22 protein-coding genes and 2 pseudogenes are annotated in these 25,625 nt (G+C 58.4%); 4 read left to right on the top strand and 20 right to left on the bottom strand.

Annotated features, from left to right (window positions below):
- Nucleotides 1-4 precede the first annotated feature (4 nt).
- Nucleotides 5-802, top strand: coding sequence for a metallophosphoesterase (locus ACKLNI_RS16795; protein WP_413720243.1), 798 nt, complete (start codon nucleotides 5-7; stop codon nucleotides 800-802).
- Nucleotides 803-811: 9 nt separating this feature from the next.
- Here ACKLNI_RS16795 and ACKLNI_RS16800 read toward each other — a convergent pair.
- From ACKLNI_RS16800 to ACKLNI_RS16825, 6 genes and pseudogenes are all read right to left on the bottom strand, one after another.
- Nucleotides 812-1,569, bottom strand: a pseudogene (locus ACKLNI_RS16800) (IS5 family transposase).
- Nucleotides 1,570-1,801: 232 nt separating this feature from the next.
- Entirely contained in the window at nucleotides 1,802-2,560 is a 759-nt protein-coding gene (locus ACKLNI_RS16805; RefSeq protein WP_413720244.1) for an SDR family NAD(P)-dependent oxidoreductase, read from the bottom strand.
- Between the two features lie 21 nt (nucleotides 2,561-2,581).
- Nucleotides 2,582-3,394 carry an ABC transporter permease gene (locus ACKLNI_RS16810; protein ID WP_413720245.1) on the bottom strand — a complete coding sequence of 271 codons (813 nt, stop codon included), beginning with the start codon at nucleotides 3,392-3,394 and terminating at the stop codon, nucleotides 2,582-2,584.
- A 10-nt stretch (nucleotides 3,395-3,404) separates the two neighbouring features.
- Nucleotides 3,405-4,196, bottom strand: coding sequence for an ABC transporter permease (locus tag ACKLNI_RS16815; RefSeq protein WP_413720367.1), 792 nt, complete (start codon nucleotides 4,194-4,196; stop codon nucleotides 3,405-3,407).
- 74 nt (nucleotides 4,197-4,270) lie between these two features.
- Nucleotides 4,271-5,428, bottom strand: a complete 1,158-nt coding sequence (locus ACKLNI_RS16820) for an ABC transporter substrate-binding protein (RefSeq protein WP_413720246.1) — start codon at nucleotides 5,426-5,428, stop codon at nucleotides 4,271-4,273.
- Between the two features lie 40 nt (nucleotides 5,429-5,468).
- Nucleotides 5,469-6,560 carry an ABC transporter ATP-binding protein gene (locus ACKLNI_RS16825; protein WP_413720247.1) on the bottom strand — a complete coding sequence of 364 codons (1,092 nt, stop codon included), beginning with the start codon at nucleotides 6,558-6,560 and terminating at the stop codon, nucleotides 5,469-5,471.
- Nucleotides 6,561-6,712: 152 nt separating this feature from the next.
- Between ACKLNI_RS16825 and ACKLNI_RS16830 the strand changes: the two genes are divergently transcribed.
- The gene (locus ACKLNI_RS16830; RefSeq protein ID WP_413720248.1) at nucleotides 6,713-7,489 is read left to right on the top strand and encodes a helix-turn-helix transcriptional regulator; all 777 of its coding nucleotides are present in this window, start codon (nucleotides 6,713-6,715) and stop codon (nucleotides 7,487-7,489) included.
- Between the two features lie 192 nt (nucleotides 7,490-7,681).
- Here ACKLNI_RS16830 and ACKLNI_RS16835 read toward each other — a convergent pair whose 3' ends face one another.
- Both ACKLNI_RS16835 and ACKLNI_RS16840 read right to left on the bottom strand, forming a co-directional pair.
- Nucleotides 7,682-9,475, bottom strand: a complete 1,794-nt coding sequence (locus ACKLNI_RS16835; RefSeq protein WP_413720249.1) for a gamma-glutamyltransferase family protein — start codon at nucleotides 9,473-9,475, stop codon at nucleotides 7,682-7,684.
- Nucleotide 9,476: 1 nt separating this feature from the next.
- Nucleotides 9,477-10,532, bottom strand: a complete 1,056-nt coding sequence (locus ACKLNI_RS16840) for an AbrB family transcriptional regulator (protein ID WP_413720250.1) — start codon at nucleotides 10,530-10,532, stop codon at nucleotides 9,477-9,479.
- Nucleotides 10,533-10,607: 75 nt separating this feature from the next.
- Between ACKLNI_RS16840 and ACKLNI_RS16845 the strand changes: the two genes are divergently transcribed.
- Nucleotides 10,608-11,270, top strand: coding sequence for a GntR family transcriptional regulator (locus ACKLNI_RS16845; RefSeq protein ID WP_413720251.1), 663 nt, complete (start codon nucleotides 10,608-10,610; stop codon nucleotides 11,268-11,270).
- Nucleotides 11,271-11,319: 49 nt separating this feature from the next.
- Here ACKLNI_RS16845 and ACKLNI_RS16850 read toward each other — a convergent pair.
- From ACKLNI_RS16850 to puuE, 9 genes and pseudogenes are all read right to left on the bottom strand, one after another.
- Nucleotides 11,320-12,844: pseudogene (locus ACKLNI_RS16850) on the bottom strand (malonate--CoA ligase).
- A 413-nt stretch (nucleotides 12,845-13,257) separates the two neighbouring features.
- Nucleotides 13,258-13,755 carry a hydrogenase maturation protease gene (locus ACKLNI_RS16855; protein WP_413720252.1) on the bottom strand — a complete coding sequence of 166 codons (498 nt, stop codon included), beginning with the start codon at nucleotides 13,753-13,755 and terminating at the stop codon, nucleotides 13,258-13,260.
- Nucleotides 13,746-15,194 carry a Ni/Fe hydrogenase subunit alpha gene (locus ACKLNI_RS16860; RefSeq protein ID WP_413720253.1) on the bottom strand — a complete coding sequence of 483 codons (1,449 nt, stop codon included), beginning with the start codon at nucleotides 15,192-15,194 and terminating at the stop codon, nucleotides 13,746-13,748. Before ACKLNI_RS16860 ends, ACKLNI_RS16855 begins: the two co-directional genes overlap by 10 nt.
- Before the next feature lie 28 nt (nucleotides 15,195-15,222).
- Nucleotides 15,223-15,792 (bottom strand): NADH-quinone oxidoreductase subunit B family protein, encoded by a 570-nt coding sequence (locus ACKLNI_RS16865; RefSeq protein WP_413720254.1) that lies wholly within the window; start codon nucleotides 15,790-15,792, stop codon nucleotides 15,223-15,225.
- Nucleotides 15,785-16,498, bottom strand: a complete 714-nt coding sequence (locus tag ACKLNI_RS16870) for a 2Fe-2S iron-sulfur cluster-binding protein (RefSeq protein WP_413720255.1) — start codon at nucleotides 16,496-16,498, stop codon at nucleotides 15,785-15,787. The genes ACKLNI_RS16865 and ACKLNI_RS16870 overlap by 8 nt, the downstream gene beginning before the upstream one ends.
- The gene (locus tag ACKLNI_RS16875) at nucleotides 16,495-18,333 is read right to left on the bottom strand and encodes an NAD(P)H-dependent oxidoreductase subunit E (protein ID WP_413720256.1); all 1,839 of its coding nucleotides are present in this window, start codon (nucleotides 18,331-18,333) and stop codon (nucleotides 16,495-16,497) included. Before ACKLNI_RS16875 ends, ACKLNI_RS16870 begins: the two co-directional genes overlap by 4 nt.
- A gap of 408 nt (nucleotides 18,334-18,741) precedes the next feature.
- Nucleotides 18,742-19,680, bottom strand: coding sequence for an alcohol dehydrogenase catalytic domain-containing protein (locus ACKLNI_RS16880; RefSeq protein ID WP_413720257.1), 939 nt, complete (start codon nucleotides 19,678-19,680; stop codon nucleotides 18,742-18,744).
- A gap of 203 nt (nucleotides 19,681-19,883) precedes the next feature.
- On the bottom strand, nucleotides 19,884-20,366 hold the full coding sequence (locus ACKLNI_RS16885) for an ureidoglycolate lyase (RefSeq protein ID WP_413720258.1): 483 nt from the start codon (nucleotides 20,364-20,366) through the stop codon (nucleotides 19,884-19,886).
- Complete coding sequence (gene puuE, locus ACKLNI_RS16890; RefSeq protein WP_413720259.1) at nucleotides 20,363-21,769, bottom strand: allantoinase PuuE; 1,407 nt, start codon at nucleotides 21,767-21,769, stop codon at nucleotides 20,363-20,365. The genes ACKLNI_RS16885 and puuE overlap by 4 nt, the downstream gene beginning before the upstream one ends.
- A 68-nt stretch (nucleotides 21,770-21,837) precedes the next feature.
- Between puuE and uraH the strand changes: the two genes are divergently transcribed.
- A complete protein-coding gene (gene uraH, locus ACKLNI_RS16895; protein ID WP_413720260.1) occupies nucleotides 21,838-22,191 on the top strand; it encodes a hydroxyisourate hydrolase in 354 nt (117 codons plus the stop codon).
- A 22-nt stretch (nucleotides 22,192-22,213) separates the two neighbouring features.
- Here the strand turns inward: uraH and ACKLNI_RS16900 are convergent, their stop codons facing one another.
- The 3 genes from ACKLNI_RS16900 to ACKLNI_RS16910 all read right to left on the bottom strand — a co-directional run bounded on the left by ACKLNI_RS16900 (nucleotide 22,214) and on the right by ACKLNI_RS16910 (nucleotide 25,545).
- The gene (locus ACKLNI_RS16900) at nucleotides 22,214-22,618 is read right to left on the bottom strand and encodes a GNAT family N-acetyltransferase (RefSeq protein ID WP_413720261.1); all 405 of its coding nucleotides are present in this window, start codon (nucleotides 22,616-22,618) and stop codon (nucleotides 22,214-22,216) included.
- A 198-nt stretch (nucleotides 22,619-22,816) separates the two neighbouring features.
- Nucleotides 22,817-24,097: an ABC transporter substrate-binding protein gene (locus tag ACKLNI_RS16905; RefSeq protein WP_413720262.1), complete on the bottom strand. Its 1,281-nt coding sequence runs from the start codon at nucleotides 24,095-24,097 to the stop codon at nucleotides 22,817-22,819.
- Between the two features lie 101 nt (nucleotides 24,098-24,198).
- A complete protein-coding gene (locus tag ACKLNI_RS16910; RefSeq protein ID WP_413720263.1) occupies nucleotides 24,199-25,545 on the bottom strand; it encodes a hypothetical protein in 1,347 nt (448 codons plus the stop codon).
- Between the last annotated feature and the right edge of the window lie 80 nt (nucleotides 25,546-25,625).

The raw sequence follows: 25,625 nt of genomic DNA on the forward strand, positions 1-25,625 counted from the left end.
CGCCATGGCGCGGTTTCTGCATCTGACAGACCTGCACGTTGTAGCGCCCGGCAAACTTGCCTCTGGGGTTTTGGACACGCGGTCTCAGTTGTGCGCAGCGGTAGACCGCCTGATGCAGCTACGAGAACCTCTGGGTCCTCTGGATGCCTTGCTTGTCACAGGGGATGTCAGTGACGATGGCAGCGCCGAAAGCTATGCTCATGCGCGAAGAGAACTGGAGCGGCTTGAATTACCGCTTCTCGTCACTCCCGGCAATCACGATAACCGCGAGGCCATGAGAGCGGCGTTTGCAGACCTGCAGGTCATGCCCAGTTCGGGGCTGATCGACTGGTTCGCCGAGGTGGGCGACACTTGCATCGTGGGTCTGGACACACTGGTAGAGGGCCAAGGGGGCGGTCGGCTGCGGCCACAAAGCCTTGCACTCCTTGGTAAAGGTATAGCGGCTGCGGGAAATCGGCCAGTTATCGTTGCGCTCCATCATCCACCTTTACGAACTGGAATTAGATTCATGGATGCAATCGGGCTTGAGAATACAGTTGTTCTCGAACCCATCCTGGCAAAGGCTCGGGGCAACGTCATGATCGTCTGTGGACACGTACACGGCGTGTATCAGGGGCATATCGGCAGCCACGCGGTTATGACAGCACCTTCGACCTGCAGCGCCTTCGCGCTTGATCTCCGCACGGATGCGCCCATTGGGTTCTTTAAGGGGCCGACGGGGTTTGCTGTGATCGATACCGGGTCTGGAGGTGTCTGGAGCGCGTTGCCGCTAGACGCCGCCGACGGCCCCTTTCCATTCTAGGGTCAGGACTCATAGCCAGTAAATGACGAGTACGGCGAGGGCGAGGGCTGACAGGAAGACCTTCGGGCGCCTATAGTATCGTGGTGCCGCGCGCCGCCAATCCTGCAGCATGCCGAACATGATCTCGATCCGATTGCGGCGCTTGCAGCGGGGTTAGTCGTATTTCACCGCTTTGTTCCGCTGCTTCCGGCTAGGGGCGCAGGCACGTATCCCTTTGTCTTTGAACGCTTCCCGCAACCAATCAGCATCATATTCTCGATCTCCGAGCAGCCATTCCACATTTGGCAGGCTGCCTGGCAGAGCCCGCGCGCCGATTCAATCACTGACTTCTCCGGCGGGCACGAACAGGCTGATTGAGGGCCCCTGGCTGTCGCAGATGGCGTGCAGCTTGGTGTTCATTCCGCCCTTTGCGCGGCCAATCAGGCGTCCACGCACCCCCTTTTCAAGCCCAGGCTGGACGCTGTTCGGCGGGCTTTGAGGTAAGTCGCATCGATCACGACGGTCTTTTCGTCGCCATCTTCGGCAGCCAGTCCGGCCATCATCCGCGGGAAGAAGCCCTTATCGCTCCACCGCTTCCAACGGTTGTAGAGTGTCTTGTGTGGACCGTATTCCGCAGACGCATCGCGCCAACGTAAGCCATTGCGGTTGATGAAGATAATTCCACTCCGCACACGCCGATCATCGACCCGTGGCTCGCCATGCGATTTCGGGAAGCAAGGTTCAAGGCGCACCAGCCGCGCCTCGGTCAGCCAGAAGAGATCAGACATGCTACCGCCGGTTCTTTCGCGCCGAAAATAATGCCGCCAAGCGGAAATCAATGGGTCCTGAACCTAAGTCTGACCGACCCTATGATGGTCAGCGCTTTCGCAGATCTTGGCGATGGGAACGCGCACCCCTTTTGGCAAATAGCACGGTGGTGATCTGTCCGATGCCCACGGCACCGCCCGAAGCCACTACAGTCTTGCCTGCAAAGCGTCCTGAAATGCCCCCTACTCCGGTTCAAATGCACTCACCGCCATCGACAACGAAGGCATGGCCCGTCATGAACGAGGACCTATCCGACGCGAGAAACACAATCGCATCGGCGATCTCTTCGACCGTACCGAACCGACCCATGGGAATGACGTCCCTGATATACTCTTCCAGCTTTTCCCGCCCGCCCATCTGAACCTCGAACCCCAGATTGAAAGGCGTATCGATGAAGCCGGGACACAGGGCGTTGAACCGTATACCTTCCCGGGCATAGTCCGCCGCCATCTGGCGGGTCATGGCAAGGACCGCATGCTTGGTGGTGGCATAAGCGATCATTTCGCGGTCATATTGAACGCCGGAGTTCGAAGAGGTGATGATCACGCTCCCCCTTCCCTGGCGCCGCATGGGTCCAAGAGCGGCCTTTGCCGCAACGAAATGTGATCGCACATTGAGCCGCCATGAGAGGTCCATATCGGCTATCGAAACCTGCTCCAGCTTGCCTTCGATCTGAACTCCGGCATGAGAGTGGAGGATATCGAGTCGTCCCTCCGCCTTCGCCGTTTCCTCGATCGCGGCAACAAGCGCATCATCTTCAGTGACGTCCAGCGTACGGGCATTGGCCTTGCCTCCGCCGTCCTTGATCCGGGCGGCTATCGCGTGGGCTGTGTCGCCGTTCTTGTCGGTGACGATCACCTTTGCGCCTTCCCGGGCCAGCGCGACCGCTCCCGCCGCACCGATACCCGATCCGGCGCCTGTAACCAGTGCAACGCGATTCTCAAGAAGCATGGCGGATCCTTTGATTTACACTCAGCGTCGATCGCCGCGCCTCAGGATGAGCTGCGCAATGACGAGGAGGACTAGCGAGGCCAGCATGACCATCGTACCGATAGCATTGACCTCCGGCGTCACCCCACGCCGGATCGACGAAAAGATATAGATAGGCAGGGTTGTCTCCGAACCGGCGACGAAAAAGGCGATGATGAAATCGTCGAAGCTGAACGTGAAACTCAGAAGGAAACCGGCAAGGATCGCGGGCGCGATCAGCGGAAGCGTTATCAGACGGAATGTCCTGAGGGGTGGCGCGTAGAGGTCCGCAGACGCCTCCGACAGCGCTCCTTCAAGGCTTTGCAGACGGGCACGGACGATGAGAACGACAAGGGCCAGCGTGAACATCGTGTGTGCGGCAATCAGCGATGGTAGCCCCATGGAAAGATTGGGCGCATCGCGCCCCTCGGGCCAGATCGCGGCCAGCCACGGGTTGAGCACATCGAAGACCGTAACAAGCGCAATCAGCGTGGCGATGCCGATTACGATCCCGGGGATCATTACCGCGATATAGATCATCGCATCGAAGAACGTCCGCGCCGGCCCTCGAATTCCCTGGAGCCCCACAGCAGCGAGCGTGCCAAGAATGCTGGCGAGCATGGCCGAAACGAAGGCCACGAAAAGGCTGTTGCCAAGGGCGTCCATCACGAACGGGTTGTTCAGAGCCCGCCCATACCACTTGACCGAGAACCCGTCGAGCTGGCTGGCGCTGCGGCCTGCGCTGAAGCTGAACAGCGCGATGATCGCGATCGGAGTGTAGAGAAAGACGTACACAAAGAGCGAGTAAATTCGCATGTCCCGCCCCTCACATGATCGACACGTCTTCGCGGGTGGCACTCAGCCGCGAGATCAGGCGCATGTAGATGGTGACGGTAACGAGCATCACTAGGATCAGCATGACCGCAACGGCGGATCCGAAAGCCCAGTTCCGGGATTGGAGGAAAAGATCGACAAGCGCATTTCCGACAAAAAAGACCTTGCCGCCGCCCAGAAGGGCCGGGATCAGGAATTCGCCCATAAGAAGGATGAAGACCAGCATGCAGCCAGTCGCGATGCCTGAGATCGACATCGGCAGGGTAACGCGCAGGAACGTCGTAAGAGGCGTGGCGCCGAGATCCGAAGATGCCTCGAGAAGCCGCTTGTCGAGGCGGTCGAGAGCGACGTAGATCGGGAAGACCATCAGCGGAAGGTAGCCATAGACGATGCCGACCGTAACCGCGAAAGGTGTGTAGATCAGGCGCACGCCCTCAATCCCGAAGACCTCGAGAAGGGCCGGTAACCCCTGCCCCCCAAGGATGAAGATCCATGCATAGCTGCGGATCAGGATTGAGGTCCAGAACGGGACGATCACCAGCACCAGCAGGATCGTCTTCCACCTTTGGTCCGTCCGCACTGCCAGCTGATAGGCCAGCGGATAGGCGATGATGAGCGCTGCGAGCGTGCCCAGTGGAGCGAGCGTCAGAGTGTTCTGGAAGGCCGTCAGCCTCGAAGGAAGGTTTGCGTATTGTTCGAAGGTGAAAGCGGGCACCCAGCCACCAGAAGGCGCCCGCTCTCCAAAGCTGAAGATCAGGACGACGGAGAGCGGAAGCACAAGCATGATCAAAAGCCACGCGCCTGCAGGCGCGACCAGTAACCAGTTTCGCTCACGCTCCGTCACGCCCCGCTTCCCCGTCAGGCCGACTTGAATCGTGCCAAGAGTTCGGCACGGTTCGGGTCGGTCAGCGTTGCCGCCGCACCGAATTCAAGCGCATTCAGTTTTTCGGCTGCCGGGTAGAGGATCGGATCATTCAGGATCTCTTCCGGCAGGAGCGCATTCGTGCGGCTGTCCGCAACCGGATAGCCGTGGGCCAGAACCTCGCGCGCGTTCACCTCCGGATCCAGCATGAAGTTGATCAGTGCGTAGGCCGCTTCCATGTGCGGGGCGCCCTTCGGAATGGCGTAATAGTCGCTCCAGAGTTCGCCGCCTTCCTTGCCGAGAGCGTACTGGATCTCGGGGATGTCGGTGTTCAATTGCTTACCATCCCCCGTCCAGCAGATCGTCAGCCAGGCATCGCCCGAACGCATCGCCGGTTGGTAATCCGAAGTGATCGCGAAGAGGTGCGGCTTTACAGCGATGAGAAGCTTCTCCGCATCGGCCAGTTCGGCTTCATCGATGGAGTTGAATGAATAGCCGTGGTAGTTCAGCGCCGCTCCGATGGTGGTGAGCTGATAGTCATGCACCATGGTCCGGCCCGAGAAGTCGTCCATCGTGCGGTCGAAAAATTCCTTCCAGCTGTCGAACGCCGCGCCGCCATTGTGCGACGTGTTGATCGCCATGCCCGTTGTGCCCCAGTTCTTCGGCACCGCATAGACCACGCCATCGACGATACCCGCATCCGAAAACCGCGCGTCGAACGCGCTTGGGTCGTAGTTCGGCAATTTCGAAAGGTCGAGCGGTTCGATCAGACCCTCTTCGACATAAGTCGTGATCGTATAGTTCGTCGGCACATAGACGTCCCAACCGCTGCCGCCGGCCTGTAGCTTGGCCAGCATTTCCTCGTTCGACCCGAAAACGTTCACCTGCGTGAATGCGCCCGTCATTTCCGTGAACATGTCGAAGTTCGCGGGATCGTGGTAGTTCGGCCAGGTGGCCAGCACCACGCGGTCGCCGATATGGCTGCCCGCGAAAGCGCGAGACGGCCGCAGGCCGGGAACCGCTCCGGCCATGACGGCGGCCGCCGTCCCCAGGCCGGTCACACCCAGGAAGTGGCGCCGCGTCACGGAGCCCTTTTCATAACGCCGAAGCTCTTCCATGAACTTCCGCTTCGAAATGTACGAGTTGTCCTTCATGTCTTTGTCTCCCTGTTGAATATTCGCTGTACTTTGATCTTCAGTCTGGCCTGAGGATAAGGGCTGCGTCCGGGGTCCAGTAAACCCAGGCCGCGTCTCCTTTCCCAAGCGTCGCAAGCCCGGCATCCGACTGTCGCGGCGCAAGGGCGGTGATGTTTCCGAGTTGGTGATGGCGCACGACGTATTCGGTGTGCTCCCCAAGGAAGATGCGGTTCTGGACGGTCACGGGAAGACTGTTGGAAACCTCGACGGGGCTCAGCCGGATCTGCTCAGGTCGGACGCTCAGGCACCCAGCCTGCCCATCCGCGACCTTGCTTTCCAGCGTACCGGAATAGGTTTTGCCATCTCCAAGCGTGATGCCATGCTCACCGTTGGCTCGGAAAGAGACCGTGCCGTCGAAAAAATTCGATGTTCCAACGAAATCAGCGACATACCGGGTGGTCGGGCGATCGTAAAGCTCCTGCGGGCTGCCCTGTTGCACGATCTCGCCAGCCCGCATCACGCATATCCGATCGGAAAGCGAAAGCGCCTCTTCCTGGTCGTGAGTGACAAGGATGAACGTGATCCCCAATTGCCGCTGGATATCCTGCAACTCGATCTGCATCTCCTTCCGCAGCTTACGGTCGAGTGCCGCGAGGGGTTCGTCGAGCAAGAGAAGCTTCGGTTCATTCACGATGGCCCGGGCAAGCGCGACGCGCTGTTGCTGGCCACCCGACATCTCCCAAACCCTGCGACCGCCGAACTCTCCGAGGCGTACCGTTTCCAGCACCTTCTGAACCTTTTCCGCGATCTTCGACTTCGGCAGCCTGGGGCGGCGCTGGTTCAGGCCGTAGGCAATATTCTGAGCCACCGTCATGTGGGGAAACAACGCATAGCTCTGAAAGACCATGTTCACCGGCCTGCGGTAGGGTTCCAAACCCGAGACATCTTCATTTCCGATCAGGACCTGCCCCTCGGTCGGCGTCTCGAACCCGGCGAGCATCCGCAACGCAGTCGTCTTGCCGCAACCGGACGGTCCAAGAAAGGACAGAAATTCGCCTGCTCGAATACGCAGATCGATCTTGTGGACGGCCACAAGGGAACCAAACCGCTTCGACACACCGCGCAACTCTGCGATAGGCGCATCTGTCATCTCTGATGGCGGGTCGTGGTCTGGCACTTGATCAACCGATGTCCTGAAGCAGCGAAAACATCTATAACGCCAAACAGAAATATCCCGCGAAACTCGCGATTGTGTAAATATGATCTTTGTTATAGATTGTGCGGAAATTGTAGGCGGATTTGATGCCCACGGACTGGAACCAGCAATCAGCACTCTGCCTCGACGCGCTGGAGACGCCAGCGTTTGCCGAAACCCTCGCCGCCGGCATTCGCAGCGTTGTATCTTACGATTTCACCGTAATCTTTGGATATGTCGGCGCAAAACGTCCCCTTGCCCTATACGATGACTTCACGCCCGAACGCCGGAAACTTCACGTCGACGAATATCTCGAAGGACCATACCTGATCGATCCTTTCTTCCTGGCCAGCACGGGCGACACTCCACCGGGAGTCTGGCGATTGCGAGACATCGCGCCCGACCGTTTCTACCAGGGCGAATACTTCCGCAGCTACTATGCGCAAACAGGACTTGCCGAAGAGGTCGGATTCCTGCTCGACGCAAACAAGGAGCTTTCGATCGTCGTATCCCTCATGAGGACAGAGCGAAAATTCAGCAAGACCGAGTTTCGGGTCCTCACAGACATCCAGCCCGCGGTTGATGCGCTTTGCCGTCGCCATTGGTCGAACAACGTGCATCGGGAACAGGCCGAGGCATCCGGGACGCTCCCGCAAAAGGTGACGGGGGCCTTCAAGGCTGTTGGAGACGGAGCGCTTACGCCGCGCGAAAGCGAAATCGTCGAGTTGACCTTGCGCGGCCATTCGTCGGAAGCGATAGGACGGCTACTCGATATTTCTCCCGGCACTGTGCGCATCCATCGGCGCAATGTGTATTCGAAACTGAGGATCAATTCACAAGGCGAGCTTTTCTCGATCTTCCTCAAAACGCTTGGCGCAACATGAAATCACGCGCGAAGCGATCGCGGCAAGAAAAGGCAGGCAGCGAAACAGGCGCCCTACTTCGACCGGAAGAACGGCAACGGCCTGTTGGTCGCCCGTGCATGACCTCTTCGCCAGCCTCAGCCAACCGAAATCAGATGGGTGCCAAAACTCCAAAGCAATTTTTCCTGTGATGCTCAGGTCTCAACTGGAAGATCAGCGGCCTATTGCATAGGCCTGCATCAGTCGGGGCGTTGCGGCCGCTTTCAGTAAGCCATCCGGGCGCCGGCTCGCAGCCGTCAATCGGCCCGCCGACCAGGGCTCACTAACCTCGACTTCGTGACCGCGATTCCTCAATCGTTGAATGGTGCCGTCTCCCATGGATGGCTCAACAAGCAAATGTCCCGGCCTCGTGCGACGGGGGAAGAAACTCGATTGAAGATGCTCTGTGTGGAACAACGGCGCATCTATGGCTTCCTGAAGATTCAAGCCGTGGTGTAGCAGTCTCAGCAAGAAGGTCAGCTGCCACTGGTCCTGCTGATCTCCCCCGGGCGTGCCAAAAGCAAGGCGCGTTCCATCTGTCAATCTCGCCATCGACGGCGAGAGCGTCGTGCGAGGGCGCCGAAGTGGTGCCAGCGAAGTTGGGAGACCTTCATCCAGCCAGAACATCTGCGCGCGGCTGTTCAACGGAACACCAAGGCCCGGGATGACCGGATTGGATTTCAGCCACCCTCCCGATGGAGTAGCCGATACCGCATTGCCCCACTGATCGATCACATCGATATGGACTGTGTCTCTATCCTGGTTGGTAAGGTGCGCCATGGTCGGTTCACCGGTTCCGATGCCAGCGTCTTGCACGGTCACGCGCGCCGCTCGCTGTACAAACGCCTTCGCTTGACACTCAAGACCAGGAATCAAACCAGGACATTGGTCCCGCGAAGCCATCTCGCCGATCTCAGACCGCCGATTCCGGGCGTATTCACTTGAAAGAAGGGTGTCGATGGGAATTGAAGAGTGGTACGGGTCACCATAGTAGGATTCACGATCTGCAAACGCGAGTTTCAGTGCTTCCGTAGCTAGATGCACGAATTGATCGCCGTTCGGATCGAAACTCCCGATTGGATCGTTCTCCAGCAGTCTTAGGGCCTGCAAAAGGGCCGGGCCTTGCGTCCATGGCCCGCACTTCCAAACGGTTGCGCCATGCGTTTCCGCGGAAACGGGAGCTTCCACTGTCGCACGCCAGCGTGCCATGTCATCGCCAGACAGGACACCCTTGCGCCGCACACCGGTAGAATCGATTACGCAGGCATTCGCCATGAAGGCGTCGACGGCCTCTCCCACGAACCCTTCGTAGAACGCCGTCCGGGCGGCTTCTATTACAGCCTCACGTCCCCCTTTTGCGGATTCGGCCTCGCTCAGAAGCCGCCCCCAAAAGTCGGCCAGCGCCGGATTGCAGAAAAGTTCACCCGCCTCCGGTACATTTCCGCCAGGCAGCCAGACAGGCGCCGAGGTAGGCCATTCATCGCGGAAGACTCCGGCGAGTTCGGCAATCTCTGCCGAAACGCGCGGCAGCATCGGATGGCCGGCCCTTGCATAATGGATGGCGGGTTCCATAACATCTCGTAGCGAAAGCCGTCCATGATCGCGAAGCATCAGCATTAGTGCGTCGAAAGCGCCGGGGACGACCGTTGCCAGAAGTCCGGACCCCGGGACGACCTCAAGTCCCTCGGAGCGATAATGCGCAATCGTTGCGCGCGCCGGAGCCGTCCCCTGACCGCAATAGACTTTAGGCGCACCTGCCTCGACCGGCCAGACCATTGCAGGCATGTCGCCCAACGGACCGTTCAGGTGCGGTTCGACCACGTTTAGAACAAAAGCCATTCCGACGGCTGCATCCGCCGCCGTTCCCCCCGCCTCCAGGAGCTTCATACCGACGGCCGAAGCAATCCAATGCGTCGAGGCCACCATGCCAAAAGTGCCCTTAAGTTCCGGGCGCGTCGTAAAATTCACATTAGGCTCCTTCATCACGCTCCCGAACGCGGAGCAATCGCGCCACGACCGGGGCACCGAGGATCACGAGCACCACCCGCGTGAGATGATGCACGATGACGTAACCGAGATCCGCCCCAACGATTATGGCAAGCACCGTCATCTCTGCCTGACCGCCGGGCGCAAACGCTAGAAACCCGTCGACGGGCGGGGCCAATCCCAAGACGAACACGAATTCGGTCACCAAGGCTGCAAGTGCGGCCAGCATCAACACAAATATGATACCCGCCAGAACATCACGTTTGAGTTCATGAAGCGTCACCCCAACATAGCCTATCCCAATGCTCAGACCGATGAAGAACTGTGCGGCAAGAATGGCTTCGGCAGGTGGGCGAAAGTGAATGACCCCAATCAGGGAGAGGAGTCCGGTCAAAATCATTGGACCAAGGATTGAGGCTCCAAACAAGCCGATCCGCTCACCTCCTTTCCAGCCAATCAATGCGGCGACACCCATGAAAAGAAGCTCATGCAAAGGCAACTCATCGGCTGGCGTGCCTATCGGGCTGTCCAGCGACACGCCAAATCCCTGAGTCAAGATGATTGGCGCGAGAGTGACGATTATTAGAACGCGAGTAGCGTGGATCAGCGAAAGTGCACGGACGTCGCCTCCCGCCTCCTGACCAAAAACTACCATGTCCTGCAATCCGCCCGGCATTGCGGCATACCAGGAAGTTACCCAGTCGAACCTGTAGATCCTCCGAAAAAAGGGCACACCAACAAGTCCGATCAGTGCAACGTAAACAGGAACAAGGGCTACTGAAGCCGCCATCTGTGGCAACCGCTCAAGTACATCAGGCGTGAAGGAAGCACCCACAGCAACGCCCAGAATTGTCCGCATTCCGACGCCGACCTGCCCCACACCGACGAGGGGAGCCCCCAGAAGCGCCGCGACGAGGCATGCGAACATTGGCCCGAACAAGAATGGAAGCGGGAATGAAGCCATCCAGAAGACAAATGTTCCAACTGCGGCAAGTGCCAGGGTCAAAAGCCTTTTGACGGTCTTCGAACTCAAGGCCATTATCCGAGCCTGTCTCCAGGATTGAATTCAGATGTATTCAGTTGTATACAATAATGGACAAGCAGGGTAAGATCAATGTCGAGATGCCCCAACCCAAGCGAAACCCGCCAAGGCCGCGATGCTTATGAAAGACTGATTTCCGCCATCTGCGTCGGTTCTCTCAGGCCAGGAGACCGCCTCGTCGAAACCGACCTCGCAAACCGTCTTGGCATCTCGCGAACCCCGATCCGCGAGGCAATCCGACAGCTGGAATCGGACGGACTCGTCAGTCATCAACCGCGGATCGGAGCAACTGTACGAATACTGGATTATTCCGAAATCACAGAGCTTTACGAGATGCGCACAGTGCTCGAGGGAACTGCGGCGCGCTTTGCCGCCCGCGCCGCATCCGAGGTTGAGTTGACCGAACTTGAGGTCATCAACGAAGAAATGCGCTTAGCTGTCGATACCGCAAAACTCTCCGAGGCAAACCGACAGTTTCACAACGTGATCCTGAATGCAGCAAGGAACCGGTTTCTCGTCAAATCGGTCGAAGCAGTTCAAAAAACGCTGCTGATCCTCGGACCGTCGACCATTGAGGAAGGTGACCGTGCAGCAAAAGCAATAGCAGAACACGCTGAAATCGTTTCTGCGCTGCGCGCTCGCGACGCCGACGCCGCTGAAAGCTGCATGCGCGCGCACATCGAAGGCGCACACCGTGCCCGGCTGCGCCGGCTACGAGTAGAGGCTGCGGCATAAAATCGAAATGTTCACAGGCACCGTGTGCGAGAGACCAAAGGGGCCGACACTACCCTGCCCTCCCTCCGAACACTTCAGCATGTTTCTCTCTCAACTCGTTCTTTTGGACTTTTCCCATGGTGTTGCGAGGCAGTTCCGCAACCACATCGAATAGTCGTGGGCGCATAAAACCTGCCAAATCCTTTTTCGTCGCCGCCTCTATACGCGCCAGATCGAGTGACACACCTTTTTCGGGAACAAGGATGGCTACGACGGACTCCCCGAAGTCCGGATGCCGGACACCAATCACCGCGCTTTCCATGACGCCAGTCTGGGCGTCGAGAAACAACTCGATTTCTTTCGGATAGATGTTGTATCCGCCAGAGATGATAAGGTCTTTTCCACGTCCGACAATTGCTATGTAACCGTCCTCGTCTACGCGCGCCAAATCACCTGTAATGAAAAAGCCGTCTTCACGCAGCTCTTCCTTTGTTTTCTCAGGCATCCGCCAGTAGCCCTTGAAGACGTTCGCGACCCTGACCCAAAGAACGCCGATTTCGCCTCGGGTAACTCCTCATCCGTTTCTGGACTGCAAACCTTGACTTCAACTCCCGGCAGCGGGACGCCGACCGTGCCCGCGCGTCGTTCTCCGTCGTATGGATTCGACGTATTCATGCTGGTCTCAGTCATACCGTAGCGTTCTAGAATGCGATGTCCTGTACGGGCGGTAAAGCGCTCGTGCGTTTCGGCCAGCAGCGGTGCCGAACCGGATATGTAAAGCCTCATATGCCCGACGCATTCACGGGTGAACCGGGGATCATCAAGAAGACGAGTATAGAACGTCAGCACTCCCACCATCGAAGTTGCGGAGGGCATAGCTGCGAGGATTTCGTCCAGATCAAACTTTGGCAGGAAGATCATGGACCCGCCGGCCAGTAGCATCACGTTCGTCGCAACGAACAGGCCCTGACTGTGGAATATCGGCAGAGCATGCACAAGGACGTACTGGTCCGTGAATCTCCAGACTTCCGTGAGAGCTTCCGCATTCGAAAGGAGGTTTTTTTGGGGTCAGCATGGCACCTTTGGAGCGACCCGTCGTGCCGGAGGTATAAAGGAGGGCCGCGAGGTCGCCCTCTTCTCTGTCAACTGCAGGAAAAGTCGCGGGTTGGTCTGCCGAAAGAACAGAAAAGGACCCGCTTCCGTCCGACGCCAAAGTTTCAAGCAGACAACCAGAGGCCTCGGCGATGGGCGTCAGATCGGCGGCCTCAGCGGGATCGCAGAAAAAAAACTGCCGCCTGACTGTCACCTACGAAATACTCCAGCTCCTTTGGAGTATACGCCGTGTTCAAAGGCAGGAATACGACACCTGACTTTAAACAGGCCGCATAAAGCGCAAGCGCTTGAGGAGACTTCTGAACATGTACAGCCACCCGGTCACCAGCCTGAACACCCAAGGTCCTCAGCGCGTTCGCCATCTGGTTGGCTTCCGCAAGAAATTCCGAATGGCTGACAGAACTGCCATCCGGAAGGTGCAGAAAGACTGTGTCGCGCCCTTCATGTGGAGCGAAGAGTGCGTCATAGAGAGGATTGCTCATATTCCTGTTTATTTTCCCCAAAGTTGGAGGCTCGAACGCGCGGCTTCATTTATCCGCCGACTCCGCCCGCCTCAATAGCTTCGGTGCCACCCAAAAACTGGAGATGATGGGGCGTTTCGATTGGATGTGCGTCCCCTCCCACACAGACGCTGAAGGTATCGCCGGGATGATGCTTGGGATCTGGCGAACATGCACTAGATGCGGCGAACGATTGAAATTGGTGCTGTCGAGCTACGCAAAATTCAGATCCGGACCACAAGCTACTCACAAGAAAACGGTAAGAGTTATGCGATGAACAAATATTTACAGCCGACGGTGGGGCTCGGCCTGCCCCTGGCAAGGCACTCCTCGGACACAACCACTTCTCACGAAACCGGGACAGGCGACTGCGCTTCCAGGCTCCGACACTTCAATTAGCCCCAATACGGCTCTTGGAGCGAAATCTCTGCATCGACGCAAGCGGCGGCCGCACCTTCAGAGTCCTGGTTCTCATGCCAACCAAGAAAAAATGCTTCAGCCAACCGGAGGTTTTCCTCGGCCTCCCGGCTCAGCCCCTCACGGATCTTGCCGAACTCCCGGCCCGATATGCCGAGCACATAGGCTGGGGGTTCCGCAGAAAACAGCGTTCTGGCAAGCGCCAAAACAGATTCCGGAGCCAAGCTATGGCTCGACAAATCGCTTGTTATGGATGGCCCGACCCGCGTGAACCGAAAAGGGGCCGGGTCGCCCATCAACGCATCAACGAAAACGACCTGCCTTGCCTCCGCGATTTTCAGCGCGTGGTCGACAGTAAGCTGGTAATCCGTCAAGACTTTCAGGCCAGCCAGACTTCGATCAGCAATTCGCGCTGCGAATGCCGGCCCGAGTCCATCGTCACAGCGTCCCGGATTTCCGTAGCCGATCAGGTGCATCCCGCATCCCGCGTTTTGCAGTCAATTACCGCGCCGGCGGCATCGACCAGTTCGACCTGCAACGGCATCTGTCCCAGCGCGTGTGTTGCGCACGACAGGCAGGGATCATAGGCCCTTATCGCGACCTCGACCTGGTTCAGCATCCCCTCGGTGATCTCTTTTTGACCGGACAACTGTTTGACAGCCACGTCTTTGACGGCGCGGTTCATTCCCTCGTTGTTGTGGGTCGTAGACACGATCAGGTTGCAGTAGGTGACCTGATCGTTTTCGTCGACTTGGTAGTGATGGATAAGGTTACCGCGGGGCGCTTCGATCACCCCGATGCCTTCTTCCCGGCGCTCTCCGGTAGCCTTAAGTTCCGTGCCCTGAAGGTCAGGATCGTTAAGGAGTTCGCCGATCTTCTCGATGCAATGCAGCACTTCGATCATGCGCGCCCAGTGGTTCGACAAAATCGCATTGGTGATCCCGCCATCCGAGCACATCAACTCGTTCCGCGCATCGTTGGCCAAAGGCGTATCGATCATGCTGGCCGTGTTCATACGCGCCAGTGGGCCGACACGATACCAACCTGTGTCGGGACCGAGCTCCTTGATGAACGGAAACTTCATGTAGGACCAGGACCTGACATCCTCGACGAGAAATTCATGATACCGGTCATACGGAATCTGGTCGAAGATGGGTTTTCCGGACGCATCGAGCGCGCGGAGATTTCCATCATACAGGTCCAGCGCACCGTCGTCCGGTCGAACAAGAGACATATAGCTCGATGGAAACGCCGCGAATTTTCCCACCATTTCCGCGTGTTCGTGTGTGTAGTCACGGGCAAGACCTACCGCGTCCTGCGCCCAGCTTTCCATGTCCGCCAGGTCCCGCAGAAGCGCGTCTCGTGTTTCGATTGGCAGGTTGCGGTTGATTCCACCGGGAATTGCTCCAGTGCCGTGAATCTTCTTGCCAGCAGTCGCTTCGATGATGTCCTGCCCGAACTTCCTCATCAGGATCGCACGGCGGCCGAGCTCCGGCTGTTCGCGGATGACCTCGAAGATGTTCCGTTTTTCCGCCGGCGCCCCAAAACCGAACAAAAAATCCGGAGCCGCGAGATGAAAGAAATGCAGAACGTGACTTTGCATGACTTGCCCGTAGTGCATCAGCCTCCGCATCTTTTCAGCCGTTGGCGGCAATTCATCGACGCCGCAGATCACATCCATGGCCTTCGCTGCAGCCAGATGATGGCTGACTGGACAGATTCCGCAGAGCCGCTGAACAATGACCGGGACTTCCCAAAGAAGCCGTCCGCGAATGAACCGCTCGAACCCGCGAAACTCGACAATGTGGAGACGCGCCTCGTCGACCTGACCGTCCCGGTCGAGATGGATCGTGACCTTCCCATGGCCTTCGACCCGCGTCACGGGCGAGATCTCGATCAGTCGTGGTTCTGCCATTGCTCAGAACTCCATAGATGGCGGCGCATCAATCAAACCGGATTCTCTGCCTTTCGAAGCCCCGGAACTTTCCCGCAAGCAAACCACTCAAGGTCTCGAAAATAACATCTCCGGTTGGCGCGCATCCCGGAATTTGAAAATCCATCTCGACCACTTCCGAACAGGCATAAACCTCATCCAGCAAGAGCGGCAACGCAGGATCGTTGGGGATGTTGTGGGTCATGTTCCGGATGTACCGTCCATTTATGTACGCCTCCTCCAGACACTCGCGCAGGGGCGCATCCGAATGCATGATGGCATTTCGCATTGCGGGCAGCCCGCCCATGATGGCGCACTGCCCGATTCCGATCAGCACATCGCAGTTCCGGCGAAAATCCTGAAGTACATGAACGTTTTCCTCGTTGCAGCAGCCGCCTTCTATGATCCCGATATCGCACCTTCGCGTAAATCGCTTGATGTCGGTCAGCGGTGACCTGTCGAATTCGACGTGCTTCAAGAGTTCGATGAGCCGTTCGTCGATATCCAGCAGTGCCATGTGACAACCAAAGCAGCCGGCGAGCGACGCAGTGGCTATGCGGGCTTTTGGCAACTCACCCATTGCGTTTCCCGTTGATCTTGTCACCGATCAGGCCCTTGTCGAACTCCCGCTCACCGATGGGTGTCTTGAAACCCTCTCGCTTGCGGATGATGCACCCCACCGGGCAGACTTCCTCTGACATGGCGAAATCGGTCACCTCAGCATTGGTCTCCGCAAGGTTGGGCCCATTCGCGGCGACATGGCGGTGAATGCCTCGGCCAACATAACCAAAAACGCCTTTGCCATCGACGTCCTGTGAGGCGCGGATGCACCGCCCGCAGGAAATGCATCTGTTCGTATCGAGAGCGATATCCGGATGTGAGGCATCCAACGGACGGCAAGGTTCCAGATAAGGGAACTTGGTCGGTGCCGTCATGTCGAGCCGGTAGGCCATTGCCTGCAACTCGCAATTTCCGCTGGCTTCGCAGATCGGGCAAAGGTGGTTGCCCTCGTGAAACAACATCTCGACAAGGTCGCGGCGGAGCTTGCTGATATGCGGTGACTCGTTTTCGACCTGCAGACCGGGTTCTGCCGGCTGCGTGCAAGCCGAGACGCTGCGTCCATTGGCTTTGACAGTGCAGACCCGGCAGCTTCCCTGATGGCGAAGCCCTTCATGATCACAGAGGCGGGGTATGTAGATGCCAGCCTCATCCGCGGCATCCATGATGGTCTGGCCCGATGTGGCCTCAATCTCCATGCCGTCTATCGAAAAGCTGAAACTGCTCATTCACCAAAGTCCTTGTCAAAAATGTAGGATCGCCTCTTGGCAAGGTGGCGGGCATCCGCAATTGCGGACTGGATATCGAAGGTCGCCCGGATTCGATCTTTCGACGGCTTGACCATAGCCGAATAAACCAACGGAAAATTGTCCAGTGTCGAAAGGATTGGATTGGGAGAAGTCATTCCGAGGCCGCAGCGGCTGGTCTCAATGATCGTGCTGGAAAGATCGCGCAGGTAATCGATGTCTGCGGGGTTGGCCAGGCCACTGCGAAACTTGGCCACCGCCTTTTGCAGGAAGACGTTTCCAACCCGGCACGGCGTGCAATAGCCACAACTCTCATGCACGAAGAACGACATGTAGTACTCGACAATCTCAAGGATATTTCTGTCCCGGGAAAAGACGAGGACGGCTCCGCCGGTCGCAAGATCGTCGAAGGTAAGTTTACGATCGAAAGAGTCACGCCCGATCATAGTGCCACTCGGCCCGCCGACCAGGACAGCCGCCGCCTCTTCGCCGCCAGCCATCTCCAGCAACTGGCGGACAGTAAGACCGTAGGGCAATTCGTAAATCCCGGGATTTAGGCAATCTCCGGAGACACTGAAGAGTTTCGTTCCGTGACTGCCCTCGGTGCCCATGTCGAAAAACCACCTTGCCCCCCGATCGAGAATCCGGGCAGCGTGGCAGAATGTCTCGACATTGTTCACGACAGTCGGAAAACCCAGATACCCGCGCGTGACGGGGAACGGAGGCCGTGTTTTCGGTTCGCCAGGCAGGCCCTCGCACGAGCTGATAAGCGCACCCTCTTCACCACAGATGTAGGCACCTGCCCCCAACTGCAATCGGACGTCGAAGTCAAAACCCGAAACGCCCATAATCGTCTCACCCAGAAGACCGCGCGATCGACGATCGCTCAGAACTTCCTCGATGAGCTCGCGGAGATAGACGTATTCTCCCCGTAGGTAGATAATTCCCTCTCTTGAACCGATGGCACGGGCCGCGATTGTCATCCCCTCGACCAAAAGATGCGGTCGCTCTGTAAGGAGCACTCGATCCTTGAAGGTTCCGGGTTCCCCTTCATCCGCATTGCAGATGACCACACGCCGTTCCGCGTCAGTCTCGGAAGCAAAGCGCCACTTCCGCCCGGTCGTGAACCCGGCGCCGCCGCACCCACGCAGACCGCTGACCTCGATTGCGTCTATGACTTGAGACGGAAGAATCTCCAGCGCCTTCTTTAGTCCTGCATCGTGCTGCACGTTTCCGAGAAGTACTGGCCCTGCATGCCGGATGTTGTTCTCGACCATCCGGCCGACGCGCTCGCGCGGCGTGAGATCATCGAAACGGTGAGAAACTAGGTCCTCAGGGCGCATGCCCCTTTTGAGTGCGTCGCAAATTTCAGATGCCTTTTCAGGCGTAAGCGCCGTTAGGACGATGTCGTTTATCATCGCCGCAGGTGCCTGGTCACACATTCCGATGCAAGGTGTATATTCGAGTGAGAAGGCACCATCCGGCGACGTTTCGTCCACACTTATTCCAAGTGACTTTTCAAAAGCCGCGGCGACAGCGGAAAGCCCAGCAAAGCGATCCACAATGTCGTCGCAAAGCCGGATCGTGACGCGTCCTTTGGGTTCGGAAGAAAGGAATGCGTAAAAGCTCACAACGCCTTCGACCGCAATCTCGGAAAGTCCCGTATGACGCGCCACCGTCTTAATCGTATCCCGAGAGATATGACGGAAGCGATCTTGGAGATCTCGCAGGATGTCGAGCATCCGTTTGGGATCACTTCCATAGGACTCGCAAATCCGCAAAACCTCGGCATGCTGCCCTGTTTGCGGTTCCGTCACTATTCTCACCTCTGCGTCATATCATAGACACGCTGATCGAAGTGGGCACGTGTCGAAGTTGTAACCCAGTTCGATCTTTGGACCCCATATTGTCATTGAGATGGATCAAACGGCAATCATCATGATGTTCCGCCTTTGACATCCGTCGACCGATTGACGTGAGCGTAGCGCCCGCGAGTACTGCCTTCCATGAGATCCGTACGCAACGTACGCAACCCGAGCGGCACAAGCTCCTTTGTCAGTTGAACGTCGGCCAGGCATGTCGGCAATGCAGGTCAGCGAAGCTTCAACGCAATGTATTGGCAACTCAATCTTTGGCTCCGGCACTCCCTCGAAATGATGGCTTGTTTTCGGCTCCCGACTTGCGATTATTGTCAGTCGCAGGTTGCGAAATCCGATCCAATCAGTCTAACCGTTCGGGACGACAATCGCCCGAACCTCTCCTTCCGGTGCCGCCGATGCAATGACATTCGGAGCCTCTTGCAGAGAAATTGTCCTTGTCACCAGAGCAGCAATATTGACAGAGCCCTCCGATATCATCGCGGCGGCACGCTCATGGGTGAAGGGATTGAGGAAGCTGAAATGAAGCTGAATCTCGCGAAAGAGAAGATCGAAAGGCTCGAACGGAACCTGCTCTCCGTTCGGCAGGACGCCAAGCACGACAACGCGCCCACCTGACCGCGCCAACCTCGGTGCCATGACGACGGTCGCGGCGACACCGGCGCATTCGACCACGAGGTCTGCGCCCGACGCCCAATGATCCCGTGCCTCGGCCTCCGAACCGGCAACGAGTCGTGCGCCCAGTTTGCGTCCGAGCGCCTGTTTGGCAGAACTGCGCGTTAGCAGCATGACGTCACAGCCAGCAAGCTTGGCCAATTGGACGGCCAGCAGCCCGATGACCCCGCCGCCGATAATCAGAACCCGTTCGCCCGGCCTAGCCGCGCCAAGGTCCATACCATGGATCGTGCAGGCAAGTGGTTCGCAAAAGGCGCCGTGAAGCGGATCGAGTCCAGCCGGAAGAAGATGCGCCTTCGATGCTGGAAATGCGCAATACTCGGCAAAACCGCCATCGCGACCGATACCTGTAGCGAGATTCTCGGAACACAGGTTCACACGACCGCGCCTGCAGTGCTCACACTTTCCACACCAGGTGTTCGGATCACAGGTCACCCTGCTCCCTAACGGAAGGCCGTCTACTGCCCCATCAACGACAATGCCCGAGAACTCGTGACCAAGGGTTGTGCCCGGCACGGAAGGAAACTCACCCTTGAAAAGATGCCGATCGGTGCCGCAGATACCGGCCGCTTCAACCTTTACAAGGATATCTCCGGACGACGCTTTCGGCACGGGAATCTCTACCGTTCGAATGTCCCCTACGCCAAAAAGCCGTGTTGCCAGCAATTCCCTGTCCTCCGCGGGTCGCACGAGATGAGCGTAGCCCGATGAGGCACAGCGGTCTATGCGCTAGGAGTACATACAATCCGGCATCCTTCCGACGAACGGCCAAGTACGAAGTCAGGAGCGGCCGGAAGAAGGAGACCACAGTCCCGTCAGTAAGCGACCTGGAATGCCTTTTCGAACCAATGCTCTTCAAGGTTCGCCCCGCCGCCGATCCGGTCAACCACGGCAAACAGCCCCGGCTCATAGAGAGGGGTGAGGACACCATGCCATGTACCCCGGTGAAAGTTCACGGCCTGGCCCGGCAATGTCTCGAAAGCCATCGGCGTCCCCGGAGCGCCACCCTCATCCGGAGCGACGACCACCAAAAACGGATGCATCGACATCGGAACAAAACACTGTGAGCCATCGGGATGCCGCTCAACCATCTCCAGCGTCAGCGGAAGCTTGCGCGGTTCCGCCTTGAAAAGACTGACGCCCGCACGACCATCCGAGAAGTCCAGCCTTGCCCGATCGTGATAGCGCCCGCAAAGCCCCTGGTTGATAATCCGGTCCGGCTCTCCTTGCGTGTCGATCACATCGCCGAAGGGCGCGAAGCCCTCCGCGTCCATTCGCTGAATCGTGATCCGGTTCATGAGAAATAGTCTCTCAGTCGCAATTCCGCGATCCGCTCGACCTGAGAGCACGCCTCGACGAACTCCGAAGCACTGTCATGCCCGATACGCCGACCAAAGGCTTCGAGGATCGATGCCTTGGTATTGTCTTTCACAGCGATGATGAACGGAAACCCGTGCTTGGCGGTATACTCCTCATTCATCCGGGTGAACGCGGCGCGCTCTTCGTCAGTCAGGGCATCCAGGCCGGCTGATGCCTGCTCGACAGTGGATTCCGCAGTCAGTCGTTTTGCCGCGGCCAGTTTGCCCGCCAGATCGGGGTGTGCTCGGAGAACGCCAAGCCGCTCTTCGTCCGAGGCCCTGCGGAAGATGCGGGCCAGCGCTGAATGCACCCCTGTCGCCGTATCGTGGGTAGGCCCAAGTTCCAGCTCCCAAGCCCGCTCCGCAATCCACGACGAATGCTCGAAGATGCCTCCAAAGGCCTCGACGAAACGTTCTTTCGTCATCTCGGACGGTCGTTCGAAATCAGGCGCGGGATGTGTCGCCGCCCAGTGACGGGCAATCTGTAGACGGGTGGCGAACCAGACGCCGTCATGTCCGGCCATGTAATCCAGCGCCCGCTTCAGGGCCGCGGCGCGCCCCGGACGGCCAATCAGGCGACAGTGGAGGCCGATCGAAAGGACGCGGCCACCCTCGGCATAAAGCGTGTCGAAACTGTCCCGGATGTAGGTCTCGAACTGGTCGCCCGCTGTATAGCCCGCCTGGATCGCGAAACGCATGTCGTTGCAATCCAGCGTGTAGGGCGTGATCAGCTGGTCGCGCCCACCGACACGCTTCCAGTAGGGCAAATCGTCGTCGTAGGTGTCGGCGACATAAGCAAAGCCGCCCTCCTCGGCCACCAGGCGCACGGTGTTCATCGAGCAGCGCCCGGTATACCACCCCAGAGGGCGTTCCCCCGTCACCTCGGCATGCAGACGGATCGCTTCCGCGATCTGGGCGCGCTCCTCGTCCTCGGGCATGTCCTTGTGTTCAACCCACTTCAGACCGTGGGAGGCGATCTCCCATCCTGCCGCTTTCATTGCGGCCACCTGCTCGGGCGCGCGTGCCAGAGCGGTTGCAACGCCATACACTGTGACCGGCGTGTCCTTAAGCATCCGGTGCACGCGCCAGAAGCCGGCGCGGGCGCCATATTCATAGATCGATTCCATGTTCCAGTGCCGCTGACCGACCCAAGGCGCCGCTCCGGTAATCTCGGACAGGAACGCCTCCGAGGCTGCGTCTCCGTGAAGAACGTTGTTCTCGCCGCCTTCTTCGTAGTTCAGAACAATCTGGACTGCGATGCGCGCGCCGCCTGGCCAATTCGCATCGGGCGGTGTCGCGCCATAACCGGTCATGTCACGGGGATAACGGGGAGCGTCAATCATCGGGCACCTCACTCTTGCTCTTTTGGTCTAATCCGGGTGATCTGGGGATGAAAGAGAGGAGTTACAAAATGGCAGGCTGGCTCTCCACACATGTACTCGATACCGCGATGGGACGCCCGGCGGAGGGCGTGACAATCTGGCTTTATCGCGTATCTGGCAACAGCCATAAGAAGATCGCAGAGGCGGTCACGAATGCCGACGGCCGGACCGATACGCCCATTCTGCCCGAAGCAAAGTTCACGACCGGTACTTATGAACTGGTGTTTTTTGCCGGCGACTACCTGCGCGCCACGGGCCAGGCCGGAGCCGATCCTTTGTTTCTCGACCAGGTTCCTCTTCGCTTCGGCATGAACGAAGACGCGCACTATCACGTACCACTGCTACTTTCGCCCTATGGGTATTCGACCTATCGAGGCAGCTGAGCCGAGTTCTTCCCAAATTCTGTCAATTCAGATCAAGCTGAAAGAAGATCATGTAGGGTGCCAGTTCCGGAAATCCTCGGATGGTGCCGCTTTGCGGATATTCCCGGATTCTTCGAAATCCCAGCTTGTCGTATGGCGCCCGCATCTCGACGTTGAGGCGGAGCGTATCCACCAGAAGCGTCCGCAACCCCATCTTGCGCGCTTCGTCAATCCTTGCTTCCACAAGTCGCCGTCCCAACCCCGTACCTCGTGCTTCCGGCCGAACGAAAAGTCGCTTCATCTCGCCGCAACCGTCGCCGATGTCCGAGAGAGTGCCACAGCCCAACAACCGGCAGTCGTTGGACCGTGCTAGTTCCAAACGGCCCCGCGGAGGCAGAAACTCGTCCAGATGCGCCCAGAAATCCTCTATCGGCGCATCCGGCGTCATCTCGGGACACCGCCATCGGCGACAAGCCTACCAATCACCAGCTCGTAATACTCCCGCAGGATCGCATTCATCTCTTCGCGTTCCGGCGGAGAGTCCGCCATGTCCGCTCTGACTTGCATGCACATCCCGCCGTTTCCGGCTCTCCAGCCAGTTTGGCCCATGCCGCAAGGCGAACCCTTGCGGCATGGCAGGTTCAGCTCAAAGTGCCTGGGTCGTGTAGTCCACCTCGTCGGGATAGAAGGTGTCCTCGATCGAGGTCGTGTGGACAAGGTTCAGCCGTCCCCCTTCGACCTTCGTGACATACTGGTGACCGAAGACCTGGTGCGTCTTGCCGTTGAAGACTTTTGCGCCTTGCGGGTGATCAAAGCCTTCCGGCATATCCGTTATGGCCTCTACGGCCTCGATCAGCTTTCCGCGATCAGCCGGCCCGGCGTAGACGGAGCTCTCCATCGCCGCCTTGACCGTATGCAACGTCTCCCAGCAACCGAACATGTGAGCAAATGTCGAAACGTCCGAAGGGTCTGAAATCGAGGCACCGTTGTCGTCCACGCCCACGGCGGCGCGATAGGCCTTGTCGTACTCGGTCTGGTTTGCCTGTACATAACGCGGGTTGCCTTCCCAGAAGTAGCTTCCTTCAAGGAATTCGAGTCCCGGTGACGAGATGTCGACGGCTTCCAGGCTATCGATGAAGCCAAACATCGCAGGTGCGGAGGGCCCGAAGAATTCACCCAGCTCCTTGACAAAGGTCAACACGGCCGGCCCCACCATGACGTGGTAAAGAACCTCTGTATCTCTCGGAATTTGCGGGAAATACTTGGTGAAAGACGTCTCGGTCGGCGGGATCGCGATCTTGGCAACAACTTGTCCGCCTGCCGCCTCTACTGCAGGTGTGAAATAGTCACGGTGATCATGGCCGAAGGCGAAGTCCGGGAAGATCATCGTGACCTTCTTGCCAAGCGTGTTCGCCACGAAGGGCCCCATCGCCTGAACCTGGCTCTTAACGTCCGTGATGCCGGGCTGAAGCGTGTAGCGGTTCAGCATGCCACTTGCGACGTGATGACCCTCGGAGACCACGAAATACGGCAGCTTCAACTCTCCTGCCGCAGGCGCAGAGCCGATCACCACGTGGGAAAACAACGTACCAAAGCCGATATCGCAGCCGTGCTGATTGGCGAATTTCTCGACCACTTCAGCGCCGCGCTTTGGATCGGTGCCGTCATCTTCCGCCACGATCTCGACCATGCGGCCATTGATGCCACCCTCGTCGTTGATCTTCTTCACGGCGGCCATGGTCGTCCGATCATACCAACGGCCATAAGCCGCGCCGATACCGGTGCGGTGAACCTGGAAACCGATCTTGATGGGCGCTGCGCTTTGCGCATGTGTGTAACGCGCCCAAAGTGGCAGGGTCGTCGCTGCCGCGGCACCCGCCCCCAGTGTCTTCAGCGCCCCCCGGCGCGTGGTGGTGGACTTGGTCATGTGTTGTCTCCCGGTTGGTTGGCTCTTTGGCCTGAATTGACGCGAGTTTGCAAAGCGCCGTGGCTTCTGTCCAATGCTTTCTGGATTCGAAACTGCTGAAATTACCCGCCTTTCGGCGCCGCAAGAAGCCAGAGACCGAAAACAGTATATCCGACCATGAACAGTGCCAGTGGCAACTGGCTGAGCGTCGCGCGGCGCGGATCAGGGAAGACCCGAAGCGCCAGGGCATGGGCTACCAGGATTGCGATCACATGGCCGATCACGACCGCGCCAGCCTGGCTCAGCCAGATCACGCGAACCATGTCGAGGCGGTTGAAGAAGCCGGTCGTTACAGGGCGCTCTCCGAGTCCGACCATATATGAAAGGACGCTCACAACATGCTGACCATCCACAAGAAAACTGGTCATGTAATGAGCCAGATGATAGCCTGCCGCGATTGGCAGGATCGACGGTGCGAAGACCCGGAACGCGGTCAGTAAATCCACGCCTCCACCCGCCAGTGACAGGCCCAGCCGGATAGAGATTCCATAGGCCAGAATCAACGTCGCATTGACTGTCAGCAATCCAGCCAGCGTGGGAGCGATCAGTTCCGAACGGCCCGGAAACTCAAGCGGGTTCACGTCAAGAATGCCCAGCCACCAGAAGGTCTCGTTGACTCCATCGAAACTGCCCGAGCCCAGGAGATTCAGCATGAAGACCGCCAGCGCCAAGGTGGGCATACCCATCCGCAGGATTCGCCAGCCATTGGGGCCCATAGCCCGCCCACCGGCAAGTGCCGTCTGGCGATAGGTGCGCATCAGTACCGTCAGGAACTCCCCGCGCAAAAGCCAGCGCGGGCCGTAGATCGTCGAGGCAACTGCGGTAAAGATCAGATAGCCGGTTGCGAACACGGCCAGCCGTCGCGGATCGCTGGGAGCCGGGTCCGCCAGCAGAAAACCGGAAAACGCCAGGAAAAACACGACCGCCGCCCATCCACTCGGGCTATAACGAGCCATCGGAGGCGCCGGCACGACCAAGCTCGTCAGACGACAAATTGCGGCAAAAGGGTTAACCCAGCGCCAGACATCGAATAGCAGCGCCTGCACTCCCACGAGGCCAATCCAAAACACGGTCCAAAGCCCCAAAGTCATCGGGTTGCGCAGGGGATCTGTCGGGCCCCATGCACCCGCCCAAAGCATCAGTGCGAGCAGGAACAGGGCCAGCATCTGCGTAACCGGACGCAGCTGCGGCGCCAGCACGGGCAAGCGGATGTACTGACGAAGCATCCTCTCAGGTCGCCAGCTTGGGGCGACCGCCAGAAGCATCACGGTCAGAGCGACGACTGCAGCACCACCGGCTACGTAAAGATCGGTCGGCAAAAGAAGAACGAAGCCGCCTTCCGCAGCATGCGCGAAGGCGGTCCCCGGCGAAACAAGGCTCGCGGCGGTCAGTGTAAGGCGGGCACGCATCTCGATCAGCCTATATGATTCCGCTTCTGCGAAAAGCCTGAAACGCACTGTCTGCCCGATTGACAATTTGCCGGGGTCTT

Origin of the sequence: Silicimonas lutimaris, assembly GCF_047314965.1 — a bacterium.
GTDB lineage: Bacteria > Pseudomonadota > Alphaproteobacteria > Rhodobacterales > Rhodobacteraceae > JAVJUV01.